The sequence below is a fragment of the Streptomyces sp. NPDC006384 genome (assembly GCF_042870695.1).
GTDB lineage: Bacteria > Actinomycetota > Actinomycetes > Streptomycetales > Streptomycetaceae > Streptomyces.
Genome location: NZ_JBIAHR010000015.1, coordinates 160858 through 176684, shown reverse-complemented (window position 1 = coordinate 176684; position 15827 = coordinate 160858). Strand labels below are relative to the sequence as shown.

Here is a 15827-nt window from a genome sequence, read left to right as displayed (position 1 = left end):
TCGTACCCGAGAGCACCCCGGCCGTCCGAGGCCGCCCGGCTCATGCCGGGCCCGTACGGGCCCGGCATCGACGAAGACGAAAGTTTCCATCAGTGAGTGAGACAACGCACGACGGCACGGTCGCGACGGCCGCGCCCGTGTCGCCCGACGAGGGCCTCACGGCGGCACAGCTCGCCGCCAAGTACGGGCTGACCGTGAGCGGCGCCCGGCCGCCCCTCGTCGAGTACGTCCGCCAGCTCTGGGGACGGCGGCACTTCATCCTCGCCTTCTCCCAGGCGAAGCTGACCGCCCAGTACAGCCAGGCCAAGCTCGGCCAGCTGTGGCAGGTGGCCACCCCGCTGCTGAACGCGCTCGTCTACTTCCTGATCTTCGGCCTGATCCTGAACGCGGGCAAGGGCATGCCGAAGGACGTCTACATCCCGTTCCTGGTCACGGGCGTGTTCGTCTTCACCTTCACGCAGTCCTCGGTGATGGCGGGCGTGCGCGCGATCTCCGGCAACCTCGGCCTGGTGCGCGCGCTGCACTTCCCGCGCGCCTCGCTGCCGGTCTCCTTCGCGCTCCAGCAGCTCCAGCAGCTCCTCGCCTCGATGATCGTGATGTTCGCGGTGGTCGTGGGCTTCGGCAGTTACCCCTCCCTGTCCTGGCTGCTGGTCGTCCCGGCGCTCGCCCTGCAGTTCCTCTTCAACACGGGGCTGGCGCTGATCGTGGCGCGGATGGGGGCGAAGACACCGGACCTGGCCCAGCTCATGCCGTTCATCATGCGGACCTGGATGTACGCGTCGGGCGTCATGTTCTCCATCCCGATCATGCTGGAGGACAAGCCGGCCTGGCTCGCCGACGTGCTCCAGTGGAACCCGGCCGCCGTCTACATGGACCTGATCCGCTTCGCGCTGATCGACGGATACGGCTCCGAGAACCTGCCGCCGCACGTGTGGGCGGTCGCCCTCGGCTGGGCAGTGCTCCTCGCCGCCGGCGGCTTCGTCTACTTCTGGAAGGCAGAGGAGAGGTACGGCCGTGGCTGAGCAGCAGCAGGACGAGCGGGTGCCGACGGTCATCGCGGACGACCTGCACATCGTCTACCGCGTCAACGGCGCGAGGACCGGCAAGGGCAGCGCCACCGCGGCCCTCAGCCGCATCCTGAAGCGCGGCGGCGAGGAGCGCGGTGTGCGCAAGGTGCACGCCGTGCGGGGCGTCTCCTTCGTCGCCTACCGGGGCGAGGCCATCGGCCTGATCGGTTCCAACGGGTCCGGCAAGTCGACCCTGCTGCGGGCCATCGCCGGCCTGCTGCCCGCAGAGAAGGGCAAGGTCTACACCGACGGCCAGCCGTCCCTGCTCGGGGTGAACGCGGCCCTGATGAACGACCTGACCGGCGAGCGGAACGTCATCCTGGGCGGGCTCGCCATGGGCATGTCCCGCGAGCAGATCAAGGAGCGCTACCAGGAGATCGTCGACTTCTCCGGGATCAACGAGAAGGGCGACTTCATCACCCTGCCGATGCGCACCTACTCCTCCGGCATGGCGGCCCGGCTGCGGTTCTCCATCGCCGCCGCCAAGGACCACGACGTCCTCATGATCGACGAGGCGCTGGCCACCGGCGACCGCAAGTTCCAGACGCGCTCCGAGGCGCGCATCCGCGAGCTGCGCAAGCAGGCCGGCACGGTCTTCCTGGTCAGCCACAACAACAAGTCCATCCGCGACACCTGCGACCGTGTCCTGTGGCTGGAACGCGGCGAGCTGCGCCTGGACGGGCCGACCGACGAGGTGCTCAGGGAGTACGAGAAGTTCACGGGCAAGTAGCCCGGCGCGCCGGGGCCCCGCCGGTACCGTTCCGGCGGGGCCCCGCGTCTGCGAAGGAAGCGTCAACTCCGGCCGCCGCGAGGAACCTTGGGGCCGGATGATGTGTTCCCGCGGTGCGCGGAGCACCCCGGCGCGGCCCGGTGAGTCCCACCACGTAAGCTGGACCGGTCCCGAAACGCGGCACATGGGGCGATAATGCCCGTCACCCCGCACGGGCTCGCCGGGCGGGCAGCTGGGCGGCGTGTCCGAAATAGTATGTATTGGGTAGGCAGTGTAGAACGGGAGATGTGACGGCAATGGCTACGGAAACTCCCCTGCTCCGCGAAGCGTGCGCCGTCCCCGTCCAGGGCAGCCGGCGATGACGGTGACCGGTGCGGCGCAGGACGCCGATCCGGAGCGTGGCACGCTCGACAAGGCCGCGGGTGAGAACTTCCCCGTGGCCCCCTTCTTCCTGCCCCGCGCCTGGCGCACCGACCTCATGGCGCTCTACGGCTTCGCCCGCCTGGCCGACGACATCGGCGACGGCGACCTGGCCCCCGGCGGCGCCGACGCCCGCGCCCTCGGCGTGCCGCCCGAGCAGGCCGGCGACCGGCTGCTGATGCTGGACGCCTTCGAGGCCGACCTGCGCCGCGTCTTCGACGGCACCCCCCGCCACCCCCTGCTGCGGAGCCTGCAGCCCACCGTGCGCCGCCACGCGCTCACGCCTGAGCCCTTCCTCGGCCTCGTCGCCGCCAACCGGCAGGACCAGCTCGTCGGCCGGTACGAGACCTACGACGACCTCCTCGCCTACTGCGAGCTGTCCGCCAACCCGGTCGGCCGTCTCGTCCTCGCCGTCACCGGCACCTCCACGCCCGAGCGGATCCGCCGCTCCGACGCCGTCTGCACGGCCCTGCAGATCGTCGAGCACCTTCAGGACGTCGCCGAGGACCTGCGCCGCGACCGCGTCTACCTGCCCGCCGAGGACATGAAGCGCTTCCACGTCCGGGAGTCCGACCTCGCCGCGCCCACCGCCGGCGCCTCGGTGCGCGCCCTGATCGCGTTCGAGACCGCACGCGCCGCCGATCTCCTGAATGAAGGCGCCCCCCTGGTGGGTAGCGTCAACGGAAGGCTGAAGCTGCTGCTCGCGGGATTCGTGGCAGGGGGGCGCGCGGCCGTCCGGGCGATCACCGCCGCCGACTACGACGTACTTCCCGGCCCGCCCAAGCCCGGCAAGGTCCGGCTGCTGCGCGAGGCGGGCGCGATCCTGCGAGGAGAGGGGTGACCCGGAGCGTGGAGTCGTCAGCACCCGCGTCCGCACCGGTACTCGCCGCTTACAGCTACTGCGAGACCGTCACCGGACAGCAGGCCCGGAACTTCGCCTACGGCATCCGGCTCCTGCCCACGCCCAAGCGCCGCGCGATGTCGGCGCTGTACGCGTTCTCGCGCCGCGTCGACGACATCGGGGACGGCGAGCTCCCGGCCGACGTCAAGGTCGCCCGGCTGGAGGAGACCCGGTCGCTGCTCGGCCGTATCCACGAGGGCGCGGTCGACGAGGACGACACCGACCCGGTCGCCGTCGCCCTCTCCCACGCCGCCCGGCGCTTCCCGATCCCGCTCGGCGGACTCGACGAGCTGATCGACGGCGTCCAGATGGACCTGCGGGGCGAGACCTACGAGACCTGGGACGACCTGAAGGTCTACTGCCGCTGCGTGGCCGGCGCCATCGGACGTCTCTCGCTCGGCGTCTTCGGCACCGAACCGGGGGCGCGCGGCACCGAGCGCGCGCCCGAGTACGCCGACACGCTCGGTCTCGCGCTCCAGCTCACCAACATCCTCCGCGACGTCCGCGAGGACGCGCAGGACGGCCGTACCTACCTGCCCGCCGACGACCTCGCCAAGTTCGGCTGCTCGGCCGGGTTCGACGGGCCGGTCCCGCCGGAGGGCTCCGACTTCGCGGGCCTCGTCCACTTCGAGGTGCGCCGGGCCCGCGCCCTCTTCGCCGAGGGCTACCGCCTGCTCCCGTTGCTGGACCGGCGCAGCGGCGCGTGCGTGGCGGCCATGGCCGGCATCTACCGCCGCCTGCTGGACCGCATCGAGCGCGACCCCGAGGCCGTGCTGCGCGGCCGGGTCTCCCTGCCCGGACGCGAGAAGGCGTACGTCGCCGTGCGCGGCCTGTCGGGACTGGACGCCCGGCACGTGACCCGGCGGACCGTCAGGAGGCGCCCGTGACGGCGGACCACGGCGACGGCACCGGCGGGGAACGGCGGGCAACCCTCCGGTGGCGGGCGGCGTCCCTGACTGAGACGGTCGGCCGTGCGGCGTTCACACACCACGGCGACCGGGCAGGGGAAGGTGCGCGATGACCCAGGGCAACGGCACGCGCGAGAGCGGGGTGCTCACGGACGTCTCCGCCGTCCCCTTCGGCGGACACGCCGTCGTGGTCGGCGGCGGGCTCGCCGGCGTCACCGCGGCTCTCGCCCTCGCCGACGCGGGCGTGCGCGTCACCCTGCTGGAGAGCAGGCCGCGGCTGGGCGGACTCGCCTTCTCCTTCCGGCGCGGCGACCTCACCGTCGACAACGGCCAGCACGTCTACCTGCGCTGCTGCACCGCCTACCGCTGGTTCCTCGACCGCATCGAGGGCACCGCGCTCGCACCGGTGCAGGAACGTCTCGACGTGCCCGTCGTCGATCTCGGCCGGCCCGAGGGCCGGCGGCTGGGCCGACTGCGGCGCGACGCGCTGCCCGTACCCCTGCACCTGGGGCGCAGCCTCGCCACCTACCCGCACCTCTCGCTCGCCGAGCGCGCGAGCGTCGGGCGGGCCGCACTCGCGCTCAAGGGGCTCGACCCCGCCGACCCGGCGCTGGACACCCAGGACTTCGGCAGCTGGCTGACGGCGCACGGCCAGTCGGCGCGTGCCGTCGAGGCCCTGTGGGACCTGGTCGGCGTCGCCACCCTCAACGCGGTCGCGGGCGACGCCTCCCTGGGGCTCGCCGCGATGGTGTTCAAGACCGGACTGCTGTCCGATCCGGGCGCGGCCGACATCGGCTGGGCCCGCGTCCCGCTCGGCGACCTGCACGACGGGCTGGCCCGCAAGGCGCTCGACTCCGCCGGCGTGCGCACCGAGCTCCGCACCCGCGTCACCGCCCTCGAGGAGGACGGACAGGGCGGCTGGAGCGTCCACGTCCCCGGTGAGACGCTCCAGGCGGACGCCGTCGTCCTCGCCGTACCGCAGCGCGAGGCGCACGGCCTGCTGCCCGCCGGAGCGCTCGACACCCCCGACGACCTCCTGGAGATCGGCACCGCCCCGATCCTCAACATCCACGTGATCTACGACCGGAAGGTGCTCACCGCGCCCTTCCTCACGGCCCTCGGCACCCCGGTGCAGTGGGTGTTCGACCGCACCGAGGCCTCCGGTCTGAAGGACGGCCAGTACCTGGCGCTGTCCCAGTCGACCGCCCAGGACGAGATCGACACGCCCGTGGCCGTGCTGCGCGAACGCTACCTGCCCGAGCTGGAGCGGCTGCTGCCCCGCACCCGGGGCGCCGCGGTGAAGGACTTCTTCGTGACCAGGGAGCGCACCGCGACCTTCGCCCCCGCCCCCGGCGTCGGCCGGCTCAGGCCCGGCGCCCGCACGAAGGCCCCCGGCCTGTACCTGGCCGGAGCGTGGACCGCCACCGGGTGGCCCGCGACCATGGAGAGTGCCGTCCGCAGCGGTGTCGGGGCGGCGGGAGCCGCGCTCGCCGCCCTGGGCCGGTCCCGCGACCGCCTCCCCGGCTTCCTCGGGGAGGCGGCATGAGGACCGATCGGCGTGGGACCGACCCCCGCACTCCCGGTACCGCAACTGGAGGAGAGACTGTGCCCACTGTGCCCCCGGCCGCCCCGCAGGCCGATCGACGGACCACGGTGGACGTGACCGCGCTCCTGGAGCGCGGCCGGACCCTGACCACCCCGGTCCTGCGAGCGGCCGTCGACCGGCTGGCGCCCCCCATGGACACCGTCGCCGCCTACCACTTCGGCTGGATCGACGCCCAGGGCAACCCCGCCGACGGCGACGGCGGCAAGGCCGTGCGCCCCGCGCTCGCGGTGCTCTCCGCCGAGGTCACCGGCGCCGCGCCCGAGGTGGGCGTGCCCGGCGCGGTCGCCGTCGAGCTGGTGCACAACTTCTCCCTGCTGCACGACGACCTGATGGACGGCGACGAGCAGCGTCGTCACCGCGACACCGTCTGGAAGGTGCACGGCCCCGCCCAGGCCATCCTGGTCGGCGACGCCCTGTTCGCCCTCGCCAACGAGGTGCTGCTGGAACCCGGCACCGTCGAGGCGGGCCGCGCCGCCCACCGCCTGACCAAGGCCTCCCGCTCCCTGATCGACGGCCAGGCCCAGGACATCTCCTACGAGCACCGTGACCGGGTCAGCGTCGAGGAGTGCCTGGAGATGGAGGGCAACAAGACCGGCGCGCTGCTCGCCTGCGCCAGCTCCGTCGGCGCGGTCCTCGGCGGCGCCGACGAACGCACCGCCGACACGCTCGAGAGGTACGGCTACCACCTGGGCCTCGCCTTCCAGGCCGTCGACGACCTCCTCGGCATCTGGGGCGACCCGGACGCCACCGGCAAGCAGACCTGGAGCGACCTGCGCCAGCGCAAGAAGTCCCTCCCGGTCGTGGCCGCCCTCGCCGCGGGCGGGCCGGCTTCCGAACGGCTCGGCGAGATCCTCGCCGCCGACGCCAAGAGCAGCGACTTCGCGACCTTCTCCGAGGAGGAGTTCGCGGCCCGTGCCGCCCTCATCGAGGAGGCCGGCGGACGGGAGTGGACCGCCGACGAGGCGCGCCGCCAGCACACCATCGCCATCGAAGCCCTCGACGCCGTGGACATGCCCGACCGGGTACGGGAGATGTTCACCGCCCTCGCGGACTTCGTCGTCGTACGAAAGAGATGATCACCATCGGTCGAATAGCCCTCGCGTAGTCGCCGGCCGGTGACGCGAGCACAGCAGCACCGGCCGACGGCGGACCCGCAGCAGACGCACCGTATGCACACTGCACGAAGGGGAAGCCATGACAGCGACGACCGACGGAAGCACCGGGGCGGCCCTGCCGTCCCGCGCAGCCGCGGCCAGCGAAACAGCCGACATCACGACCCCCGGCACGGCGGCCGGGCTGTACGAAACCGCCGTCCGCGCCACACGGCGCGCCACCGACTTCCTCCTCTCCCGGCAGGACGCCGAGGGCTGGTGGAAGGGCGACCTCGAGACCAACGTCACGATGGACGCCGAGGACCTGCTCCTGCGTCAGTTCCTCGGCATCCGGGACGAGGACACCACACGCGCCGCCGCCCTCTTCATCCGCGGAGAACAGCGCGAGGACGGCACCTGGGCCACCTTCTACGGCGGCCCCGGCGAACTGTCCACCACCATCGAGGCCTACGTCGCCCTCCGTCTGGCCGGCGACGCCCCCGACGCCCCGCACATGGCGAAGGCCGCCGAGTGGATCCGGGACCGGGGCGGCATCGCCGCCTCCCGCGTCTTCACCCGCATCTGGCTCGCCCTGTTCGGCTGGTGGAAGTGGGAGGACCTGCCCGAACTCCCGCCGGAGCTGATCTACCTCCCGTCCTGGGTGCCGCTGAACATCTACGACTTCGGCTGCTGGGCCCGGCAGACCATCGTGCCGCTGACCATCGTCTCGGCGAAGCGCCCGGTGCGCCCCGCGCCCTTCCCGCTCGACGAGCTCCACACCGACCCGGCCCGGCCCAACCCTCCCCGCCCCCTGGCACCGGCGGCGAGCTGGGACGGCGCCTTCCAGCGCATCGACAAGGCACTGCACGCCTACCGCAAGGTCGCGCCCAGGCGGCTGCGCCGGGCGGCGATGAACACCGCCGCCCGCTGGATCGTCGAACGCCAGGAGAACGACGGCTGCTGGGGCGGCATCCAGCCGCCGGCCGTGTACTCGGTCATCGCCCTGCACCTGCTCGGCTACGACCTTGGGCACCCCGTGATGCGCGCGGGCCTGGAGTCCCTGGACCGCTTCGCGGTGTGGCGCGAGGACGGGGCCCGCATGATCGAGGCCTGCCAGTCCCCGGTGTGGGACACCTGCCTGGCCACCATCGCGCTCGCCGACGCCGGAGTGCCCGCGGACCATCCGCAGCTGGTGAAGGCGGCGGACTGGATGCTCGGCGAGCAGATCGTGCGCCCCGGCGACTGGTCGGTGAAGCGGCCCGGACTCCCGCCCGGCGGCTGGGCGTTCGAGTTCCACAACGACAACTACCCCGACATCGACGACACCGCCGAGGTCGTCCTCGCCCTGCGCCGGGTGAGCCACCACGACCCGGAGCGGGTGGAGAAGGCCATCGGCCGAGGAGTGCGCTGGAACCTCGGCATGCAGTCGAGGAACGGCGCCTGGGGCGCCTTCGACGTCGACAACACCAGCCCCTTCCCCAACCGGCTGCCGTTCTGCGACTTCGGCGAGGTCATCGACCCGCCGTCCGCGGACGTCACCGCGCACGTCGTCGAGATGCTCGCCGTCGAGGGCCTCGCCCACGACCCCCGCACCCGGCGCGGCATCCGGTGGCTGCTCGCCCAACAGGAGCCGGACGGCTCGTGGTTCGGCCGCTGGGGCGTCAACTACGTCTACGGAACCGGCTCCGTGGTCCCCGCCCTGACCGCCGCGGGCGTCCCCGCCTCGCACCCGGCGATCCGGCGCGCGGTGGGCTGGCTGGAGTCCGTCCAGAACGACGACGGCGGCTGGGGCGAGGACCTGCGCTCCTACCGTCACGTCCGCGAGTGGAGCGGCAAGGGCGCCTCGACCGCCTCGCAGACCGCCTGGGCCCTGATGGCGCTGCTGGCGGCGGGGGAGAGGGCGTCCAAGGCCGTCGAGCGCGGCATCGAGTGGCTCGCCGCCACCCAGCGGGAGGACGGCTCCTGGGACGAGCCGTACTTCACCGGCACCGGCTTCCCCTGGGACTTCTCCATCAACTACCACCTGTACCGGCAGGTCTTCCCGCTGACCGCGCTCGGCCGGTACGTCCACGGCGAACCCTTCTCCAAGGCGCCCCGCACGGTCCAGGCGCTCGCCGAGTCGCTCACCGAGACGAAGTCGCTGACCGAGGCGAAGGGCAGCTGATGAGCGAACAGCCCGGCCCGGCCCCGCTGCTGATCGCCTGCGCGCTCGGCATCGAGCACCTCGCCCTGCGCGCGGGCGACCGCGGCGGGGCCGCCGGGCCGGTCACCGTCGTACGGACCGGCATGGGACCGAAGGCGGCCGAACGCTCGGTCACCCGGGTCCTGGCCGGCCCGGCGCTCGACGGGGCCGCCGTGCTGGCCACGGGCTTCTGCGCCGGCCTCGCCCCCGGCATGCACCCCGGCGACCTCGTCGTCGCCGAGGAGACCCGCGACCCGCGCGGCACGGTCGGATGCGTGGGCACCGACCGGCTCGTCAAGGAGCTCCAGCGAGCCGTGCCCGGGCGCACCGTCCACACCGGTCCGCTGACCGGCTCCGACCACGTCGTCCGCGGGCCCGAGCGGGCCGGCCTGCTCACGACCGGCGCGATCGCCGCCGACATGGAGTCCGCCGCCACGCTCCTGAGCGCCGTCCGCACGGGCACGCGCCCCGTTGCGGCCGTCCGGGTGGTCGTGGACGCTCCCGAACACGAACTCGTACGGATCGGCACCCTGCGCGGTGGAATATCGGCTTTCCGCGTCCTTCGGTCCGTCCTTCCCGCGTTCTTCGAATGGCACCGTTCCCTGCCGCTCCCCAGGAGGTGAGCCCAGATGGCCATGCCGCTGCGCCAGTCCATCAAGGTCGCTACATACTTGGCCGAACAGAAGCTCCGCCGGCGGGACAAGTTCCCGCTCATCGTCGAGCTGGAGCCGCTCTTCGCCTGCAACCTGAAGTGCGAGGGATGCGGCAAGATCCAGCACCCGGCGGGGGTGCTCAAGCAGCGCATGCCGGTCGCCCAGGCCGTCGGCGCGGTGCTCGAGTCCGGGGCGCCGATGGTGTCCATCGCCGGCGGCGAGCCGCTGATGCACCCGCAGATCGACGAGATCGTCCGCCAGCTGGTCGCCAGGCGGAAGTACGTCTTCCTGTGCACCAACGCGCTGCTGATGCGCAAGAAGATGGACAGGTTCACGCCCTCCCCCTACTTCGCCTTCGCGGTGCACATCGACGGGCTGCGCGAGCGGCACGACGAGTCGGTGGCGAAGGAGGGCGTGTTCGACGAGGCAGTGGAGGCCATCAAGGAGGCGAAGCGGCGCGGCTTCCGGGTCACCACCAACTCGACCTTCTTCAACACCGACACCCCGCAGACCATCGTCGAGGTCCTCAACTTCCTCAACGACGACCTGAAGGTCGACGAGATGATGATCTCGCCCGCCTACGCCTACGAGAAGGCGCCCGACCAGGAGCACTTCCTGGGCGTGGAGCAGACCCGGGAGCTGTTCAGGAAGGCGTTCGCGGGCGGCAACCGGGCCCGCTGGCGGCTCAACCACTCGCCCCTCTTCCTCGACTTCCTCGAGGGCAAGGTCGACTTCCCCTGCACCGCCTGGGCGATCCCGAACTACTCCCTCTTCGGCTGGCAGCGCCCCTGCTACCTGATGAGCGACGGCTACGTGCCCACCTACCGGGAGCTGATCGAGGACACCGACTGGGACAAGTACGGCCGCGGCAAGGACCCGCGCTGCGCCAACTGCATGGCCCACTGCGGCTACGAGCCCACCGCCGTCCTGGCCACCATGGGCTCCCTCAAGGAGTCCCTGCGGGCCATGCGCGAGACGGTCTCCGCGAACAGGGACTGACGGGACGACCGCCCCACCGGGGGCCCACGAGGTACCGGCCCGGCCGGCCGCCGGACGACGTGTGTCGCGGCGGACCCAGGCCGGGCCGGTGGCGGTCGGGGGCGGGGCCCGGAGCCGGCACGGCCGGTACGCCCGGCGCCGGGGGAGGCCGCGGCGGATCACCGGGCAGGTGGAGAAGGACGGCGCGCCGGGGGGAGCCGGCCGTCACCGTGAGCTGAGGAGCACGGACCGAAGGGGGACCGATCGTGACGATTCCGGAGAACATCGGGGGACCGCACGACCTGAAGGCGCTGTCCGAGGCGGAACTCGGCGAACTCTCCCACGAGGTACGTGACTTCCTGGTGCACGCGGTCGCCCGCACCGGAGGTCACCTCGGCCCCGGTCCCGGCGTGGTGGAACTCACCGTCGCCCTGCACCGGGTCTTCGAGTCACCGGCCGGCCGCATCCTGGGGGAAACCGGCCACCAGGGCTACGCGCACAAGCCGCCGACCGGCCGTCAGGGCTTCTCCGCCAAGGCCCGCCGGGTCCGGGGGGAACAGGGCCACGCCGTTGCCGTCATCGAGGACAACAGCCGCGCCGCCGGGGACGGCCGTATCGTCATGCCAGGGCAAGGAGAGAGCTGAATGGCCAAGGAGTTCGACCTCGGCGCGCTGCTGGCCGAACGCGGTGCCGAGCGGTACGAGCTGCACGCGAAGCACCTCAACCACCAACTGCCGCGCATGCTGCGCACCATCGGCTTCGACAAGGTCTACGAGCGGGCCGAGGGCGCGCACTTCTGGGACGCGGACGGCAACGACTACCTGGACATGCTCGCCGGGTTCGCGGTGATGGGCCTGGGCCGCCACCATCCGGTCGTCCGCAAGGCGCTGCACGACGTCCTCGACGCCTCGCTGGCCGACCTGACCCGCTTCGACTGCGCGCCGCTGCCCGGACTGCTGGCCGAGCGGCTGCTGTCGTACAGCCCGCACCTGGACCGGGTGTTCTTCGGCAACAGCGGCACGGAGGCGGTGGAGACCGCGCTGAAGTTCGCCCGGTACGCGACCGGCAGGCCGAGGGTCCTGTACTGCACGCACGCCTTCCACGGACTGACCACCGGCTCCCTGTCCGTGAACGGCGAGAGCGGCTTCCGGGACGGCTTCGCCCCGCTGCTGCCCGACACCGCCGTGCCGCTCGGCGACCTGGACGCGCTGGCGCGGGAGCTGGGCAAGGGGGACGTGGCGGCGCTGATCGTGGAGCCGATCCAGGGCAAGGGCGTCCACGAGGCCCCGCCCGGCTATCTGCGCGCCGCGCAGGAGCTGCTGCACCGGCACGGGGCGCTGCTGATCGCCGACGAGGTGCAGACGGGCCTCGGCCGGACCGGGAGGTTCTACGCCTACCAGCACGAGGACGGCGTCGAACCGGACCTGGTGTGCGTGGCCAAGGCGCTGTCCGGCGGGTACGTGCCGGTGGGAGCGACGCTCGGCAAGGACTGGATCTTCCGGAAGGTGTACTCCTCGATGGACCGCGTGCTGGTCCACTCGGCGAGTTTCGGGTCCAACGCGCAGGCCATGGCGGCCGGGCTCGCGGTGCTGTCGGTGATCGAGAACGAGGAGATCGTCGCCAACGCCGCCGCGGTGGGCGAGCATCTCAGGTCCCGGCTGGCGGCGCTGGTGGACCGCTACGAGCTGCTCGCCGACGTCCGGGGCCGGGGTCTGATGATCGGCATCGAGTTCGGCCGGCCGAGGTCGCTGCGGCTGCGCAGCCGCTGGACGATGCTGCAGGCCGCGCGGAAGGGCCTGTTCGCGCAGATGGTGGTGGTGCCGCTGCTGCAGCGGCACCGCATCCTGACGCAGGTCTCCGGCGACCGTCTGGAGGTGATCAAGCTGATCCCGCCGTTGATCATCGACACGGCGGACGCCGACCGTTTCGTCGACGCCTTCACCGAGGTGATGGACGACGCGCACAGCGGCGGCGGCCTGATGTGGGATTTCGGGAAGACGCTGGTGAAGCAGGCGGTGGCGAACCGCTAGCGCAGGGGACCCGCGGCGGTTTTGCCTGTGGGGCAATTAAATTGCCTTACGGGCAAAATCGGTGCTGAATGGAGGCATGTCCTCCTCTGCGAACCCGCCGGGCCCGCCGGACGACCGGCAGGACGGACCGCCGGACGCCGTCGCCTCCGTGGTCGCGCCGCAGCTGCGCGGCCTGCGGCGCCGGGCCGGCCTCACCCTGGAGGCGGCGGCCCGTGCGGCCGGGCTGTCACCCGCCCACCTCTCCCGTCTGGAGACCGGGCAGCGCCAGCCCTCGCTGCCGATGCTGCTCTCGCTCGCGCGCGTCTATGGTACGACCGTCTCGGAGCTGCTCGGCGAGACGGCCGCGGACCGGGACGCCGTCGTACGGGCCGGCGACATGGAGCCGACCGGCGCGGGCGGCTGGACGTACTGGCAGGCCGGCGGGTCCGGCCGCGGTATGCAGGCCCTGCGCGTCCGCGTGCCGCACGGCTCCCAGGGCGACATCGTGCGCGTGCACCCCGGTGAGGAGTGGCTCTACGTCCTGCGGGGCCGGCTGCGGCTGCGCCTCGGGGACGCCGTGCACCTGCTCGGGCCGGGCGACAGCGCCCACTTCGACTCCCTGACCCCGCACCGGATCGCCGCCCAGGACGCCGACGGGCTCGAGCTCCTCTTCGTCCACACCCTGCTGCAGAGCCCCACGGCGACCCTGTGTCTCGGGCCCGCCGCCACGTCCGCCCATCCCACCGCCGGAGAGACGCCATGAGCACCATCCAGGACAAGTTCCCCCGCGCCCTGTGGGTGCGACTTCTCATCTACATCGCCCTCGGGCACGTCTTCGGCGGCTTCCTCTACCTGCTGTTCGAGGTCGGAGCCAAGTAGCGGCCCGGCCCGCGGCCTCGCCGTCAGTCCAGCATCCGCTCGCGCAGCCGGGCCCGGGTCCCGGGAGTGATCCCCAGGCCCTGCCCCAGGTAGGCGTCGACGCCGCCCCAGGTCTCCTCGATGGTCTCGAAGGCCGCCGTCAGATACTCGGCGCGCGCGTCGAACAGGGGGCTGAGCAGCTCCATGACCTCGGGGGAGTAGGCCGAGGCGGCGGAGCCGCTGCGGCGCACCTTGTAGCGGCGGTGCGGTGCGTTCGACTTCAGGTAGTCCTCGACGACGGCGTCGCGCTCCACGCCCAGGGCGAGCAACGTGATCGCGACCGACAGTCCCGCGCGGTCCTTGCCGGCCGCGCAGTGCATCAGCGCGGGGACGCTGTCCTCGGCGAGCGCGTGCAGCACCCGGGAGTGCTCCGCCGTGCGCTCCTTGATCATCATCCGGTAGGAGGTGATCATCCGGTCCGCGCCCCGGCCGTCGGCCAGGATGCCGCGCAGCTGGTCGAGGTCGCCGTCGCGGACCATCTTCCAGAACTCGGCGCCGTCGGCCGGATCGCTCAGCGGCAGGTTCACATTGCGCACGCCCGGCAGTTCGACGTCCCGGCCCTCGAGCTTCTGGTCGGCGGCGTTGCGGAAGTCGAAGATCGTGTGCAGTCCCAGCGAGGCGAGGAACGCGGCGTCCTCCGCGGTCGCGTGCGCGAGATGACCGCTGCGGAACAGCACCCCCTGCCGTACGCGCCGTCCGTCCACGGTCGGCAGCCCGCCGACGTCACGGAAGTTGCGCACACCGGTCAGCTCGGGTTCGGTCGACGGGACCTGCTGCGTCACGGGGGCTCCTCCCACTCGGCCCCGACGGCGCGGCTCGCCGGCGGGCGCCCAGCCGACGATACGGCATTCCCTGTCCGCGGCAACGAGTCGTCCGTACGGCGTGAGACGGGCATACGGCAGGTGCACGACGGGCCCGGCTGCGCGACGTCCGGCCCGTCTGTCTGAATTGACGCTTTTCTCTCAACTTGCTGCGATATGGGCGGTGCTGGGGATGTTCCCCGTGAGCAGCGTCATAAGAGTGACCGTGCGTTGCCCGTCATGTTCACGTAATTCATGCGCTTTTCAAGGACATTCGGGAAAACGGAGGCTTCCGGAATCGACGGAGTGTGACCGCCCTTTCCCCTGAAGGATCAAGAGAAACTTCCGTCCGCGGAACCCCTCGCTTGTCTGTGCGCGTCCCGGTCCCTTACGTTCACCACCGATCCGGACGGACGCCTAATCCTGCCGCCGACCGGAGCCCGTACTCATCAACCACCCGTACACGGCAGGAGCGGGGGACCCACAGGCAACACCGCCTGTTCCGGTTCCCGGGACAGGCTCGGGGTAAAGCCGCGTCACCGCGCGGCCGGGCATCTCCAGTCCGCACCCGACAGCTCACCTCGCAGGCGCCGGAGAGGAATGCGACATGCCCGCGAAGGGTAAGCACCGCCGTACCAAGGTCCAGCGCATAGCCCGTGCCATCGCCGTCGCCGGAACCGGCGGCGCCGCGCTCGCCCTCCCGCTGATGGGCGCCGCCGGCGCCCAGGCCGCCCCCGCGCAGTCCGCTCCCGGACAGGCGGCCCAGTCCGCCCCGGCCGGTGCGCAGAAGACCGCCGGCAAGGGCGCGGACACCTACACCGTGCGGAGCGGCGACTACCTGTCGAAGATCGCCGACGAGCAGCATGTCGACGGCGGCTGGAAGAAGCTGTACGAGGACAACCGCGAGGCCATCGGCTCCGACCCGTCGCTGATCCACCCGGGGCTCGAGCTGTCGATCGGTCAGAAGGCCGCGACCGGCACCGCCGGCTCCTCCGCCGGGAAGACGGCCCAGAAGCCCGCGGGGACGAAGAAGTCCTCCGCCGCGCCGGCCGCGAAGTCGTCGGACACCGCGAAGACCGCCGCGTCGCAGCCCTCGTCCTCCTCGTCCTCCTCGGAGGCGGGCGCCGGATCCGCCGGCACCAGCAGCGGCTACACCGCCCCCGTGGCCGGCGCCGGCGTCGGCACCCCGTACCACCAGTCCGGCAGCATGTGGTCCAGCGGCTACCACACCGGCACCGACTTCGTCGTCCCGACCGGCACCTCCCTGAAGGCCGTCGGCGCCGGCACGGTCGTCTCCGCCGGCTGGGGCGGCGCGTACGGCAACCAGGTCGTCATCAAGCTCGCCGACGGCCACTACGCCCAGTACGCCCACCTGTCCTCGCTCTCCGTCTCCGCCGGCCAGTCCGTGACCGCCGGTCAGCAGATCGGCCTCTCCGGTGCCACCGGCAACGTGACCGGACCGCACCTGCACTTCGAGATCCGCACCACGCCGGACTACGGCTCCGACGTGGACCCGGTCGCGTACCTGCGCTCGCACGGCGTCTCCCTCTGACGACGCCCCCTC

Annotated in this window: 15 protein-coding genes, 1 pseudogene and 1 riboswitch; of the genes and pseudogenes, 15 read left to right on the top strand and 1 reads right to left on the bottom strand. The window is 72.2% G+C overall.

Features of this window, described 5'->3' with window-relative positions; translation table 11 throughout:
* Positions 1–92: 92 nt before the first annotated feature.
* The 14 genes and pseudogenes from ACFYOJ_RS21905 (at position 93) to ACFYOJ_RS21840 (ending at position 13424) form a co-directional block, all read left to right on the top strand.
* Positions 93–1022 carry an ABC transporter permease gene (locus ACFYOJ_RS21905; RefSeq protein WP_356554589.1) on the top strand — a complete coding sequence of 310 codons (930 nt, stop codon included), beginning with the start codon at positions 93–95 and terminating at the stop codon, positions 1020–1022.
* Positions 1015–1797, top strand: a complete 783-nt coding sequence (locus ACFYOJ_RS21900) for an ABC transporter ATP-binding protein (RefSeq protein ID WP_356554591.1) — start codon at positions 1015–1017, stop codon at positions 1795–1797. The genes ACFYOJ_RS21905 and ACFYOJ_RS21900 overlap by 8 nt, the downstream gene beginning before the upstream one ends.
* Positions 1798–2155: 358 nt before the next feature.
* Complete coding sequence (hpnC, locus tag ACFYOJ_RS21895) at positions 2156–3058, top strand: squalene synthase HpnC (RefSeq protein ID WP_356554593.1); 903 nt, start codon at positions 2156–2158, stop codon at positions 3056–3058.
* On the top strand, positions 3055–4005 hold the full coding sequence (gene hpnD / locus ACFYOJ_RS21890; protein ID WP_356554595.1) for a presqualene diphosphate synthase HpnD: 951 nt from the start codon (positions 3055–3057) through the stop codon (positions 4003–4005). Before hpnC ends, hpnD begins: the two co-directional genes overlap by 4 nt.
* The gene (locus tag ACFYOJ_RS21885) at positions 4002–4139 is read left to right on the top strand and encodes a DUF6380 family protein (RefSeq protein ID WP_356554596.1); all 138 of its coding nucleotides are present in this window, start codon (positions 4002–4004) and stop codon (positions 4137–4139) included. Before hpnD ends, ACFYOJ_RS21885 begins: the two co-directional genes overlap by 4 nt.
* Positions 4136–5572, top strand: a complete 1437-nt coding sequence (gene hpnE / locus ACFYOJ_RS21880) for a hydroxysqualene dehydroxylase HpnE (RefSeq protein WP_356554598.1) — start codon at positions 4136–4138, stop codon at positions 5570–5572. Before ACFYOJ_RS21885 ends, hpnE begins: the two co-directional genes overlap by 4 nt.
* Positions 5569–6708, top strand: a complete 1140-nt coding sequence (locus tag ACFYOJ_RS21875) for a polyprenyl synthetase family protein (protein ID WP_356554599.1) — start codon at positions 5569–5571, stop codon at positions 6706–6708. The genes hpnE and ACFYOJ_RS21875 overlap by 4 nt, the downstream gene beginning before the upstream one ends.
* A gap of 118 nt (positions 6709–6826) precedes the next feature.
* Positions 6827–8887, top strand: a complete 2061-nt coding sequence (shc, locus tag ACFYOJ_RS21870; protein ID WP_356554600.1) for a squalene--hopene cyclase — start codon at positions 6827–6829, stop codon at positions 8885–8887.
* Positions 8887–9528 (top strand): 1-hydroxy-2-methyl-2-butenyl 4-diphosphate reductase, encoded by a 642-nt coding sequence (locus ACFYOJ_RS21865; protein WP_356554602.1) that lies wholly within the window; start codon positions 8887–8889, stop codon positions 9526–9528. Before shc ends, ACFYOJ_RS21865 begins: the two co-directional genes overlap by 1 nt.
* 6 nt (positions 9529–9534) lie before the next feature.
* Entirely contained in the window at positions 9535–10557 is a 1023-nt protein-coding gene (hpnH, locus tag ACFYOJ_RS21860; RefSeq protein WP_356554604.1) for an adenosyl-hopene transferase HpnH, read from the top strand.
* 245 nt (positions 10558–10802) lie between these two features.
* Positions 10803–11141 (top strand): annotated as a pseudogene (locus ACFYOJ_RS21855) (1-deoxy-D-xylulose-5-phosphate synthase N-terminal domain-containing protein); the annotation flags it as partial.
* Between the two features lie 39 nt (positions 11142–11180).
* The gene (locus ACFYOJ_RS21850; protein ID WP_356554606.1) at positions 11181–12566 is read left to right on the top strand and encodes an aspartate aminotransferase family protein; all 1386 of its coding nucleotides are present in this window, start codon (positions 11181–11183) and stop codon (positions 12564–12566) included.
* 76 nt (positions 12567–12642) lie between these two features.
* Positions 12643–13308, top strand: a complete 666-nt coding sequence (locus tag ACFYOJ_RS21845) for an XRE family transcriptional regulator (protein WP_356554608.1) — start codon at positions 12643–12645, stop codon at positions 13306–13308.
* Positions 13305–13424 (top strand): DUF6126 family protein, encoded by a 120-nt coding sequence (locus ACFYOJ_RS21840; protein ID WP_356554609.1) that lies wholly within the window; start codon positions 13305–13307, stop codon positions 13422–13424. The genes ACFYOJ_RS21845 and ACFYOJ_RS21840 overlap by 4 nt, the downstream gene beginning before the upstream one ends.
* A 23-nt stretch (positions 13425–13447) precedes the next feature.
* Here ACFYOJ_RS21840 and ACFYOJ_RS21835 read toward each other — a convergent pair whose 3' ends face one another.
* Positions 13448–14245, bottom strand: coding sequence for a tyrosine-protein phosphatase (locus ACFYOJ_RS21835; protein WP_356554611.1), 798 nt, complete (start codon positions 14243–14245; stop codon positions 13448–13450).
* Between the two features lie 462 nt (positions 14246–14707).
* Positions 14708–14866, top strand: a riboswitch (cyclic di-AMP (ydaO/yuaA leader).
* 4 nt (positions 14867–14870) lie between these two features.
* On the opposite strand from ACFYOJ_RS21835, the gene ACFYOJ_RS21830 reads away from it, so the two are divergent.
* Positions 14871–15815, top strand: a complete 945-nt coding sequence (locus ACFYOJ_RS21830) for a LysM peptidoglycan-binding domain-containing M23 family metallopeptidase (protein ID WP_356554612.1) — start codon at positions 14871–14873, stop codon at positions 15813–15815.
* The last annotated feature ends 12 nt before the right edge of the window (positions 15816–15827 follow it).

Excerpts from the sequence above, each read along its gene's own strand:
- ACFYOJ_RS21875 (WP_356554599.1), top strand. The coding sequence starts at position 5,569 with ATGAGGACCGATCGGCGTGGGACCGACCCCCGCACTCCCGGTACCGCA.
- hpnC (WP_356554593.1), top strand. The coding sequence starts at position 2,156 with ATGACGGTGACCGGTGCGGCGCAGGACGCCGATCCGGAGCGTGGCACG.
- ACFYOJ_RS21845 (WP_356554608.1), top strand. The coding sequence starts at position 12,643 with ATGTCCTCCTCTGCGAACCCGCCGGGCCCGCCGGACGACCGGCAGGAC.
- ACFYOJ_RS21850 (WP_356554606.1), top strand. The coding sequence starts at position 11,181 with ATGGCCAAGGAGTTCGACCTCGGCGCGCTGCTGGCCGAACGCGGTGCC.
- hpnH (WP_356554604.1), top strand. The coding sequence starts at position 9,535 with ATGGCCATGCCGCTGCGCCAGTCCATCAAGGTCGCTACATACTTGGCC.
- ACFYOJ_RS21865 (WP_356554602.1), top strand. The coding sequence starts at position 8,887 with ATGAGCGAACAGCCCGGCCCGGCCCCGCTGCTGATCGCCTGCGCGCTC.
- ACFYOJ_RS21830 (WP_356554612.1), top strand. The coding sequence starts at position 14,871 with ATGCCCGCGAAGGGTAAGCACCGCCGTACCAAGGTCCAGCGCATAGCC.
- hpnE (WP_356554598.1), top strand. The coding sequence starts at position 4,136 with ATGACCCAGGGCAACGGCACGCGCGAGAGCGGGGTGCTCACGGACGTC.
- shc (WP_356554600.1), top strand. The coding sequence starts at position 6,827 with ATGACAGCGACGACCGACGGAAGCACCGGGGCGGCCCTGCCGTCCCGC.
- ACFYOJ_RS21840 (WP_356554609.1), top strand. The coding sequence starts at position 13,305 with ATGAGCACCATCCAGGACAAGTTCCCCCGCGCCCTGTGGGTGCGACTT.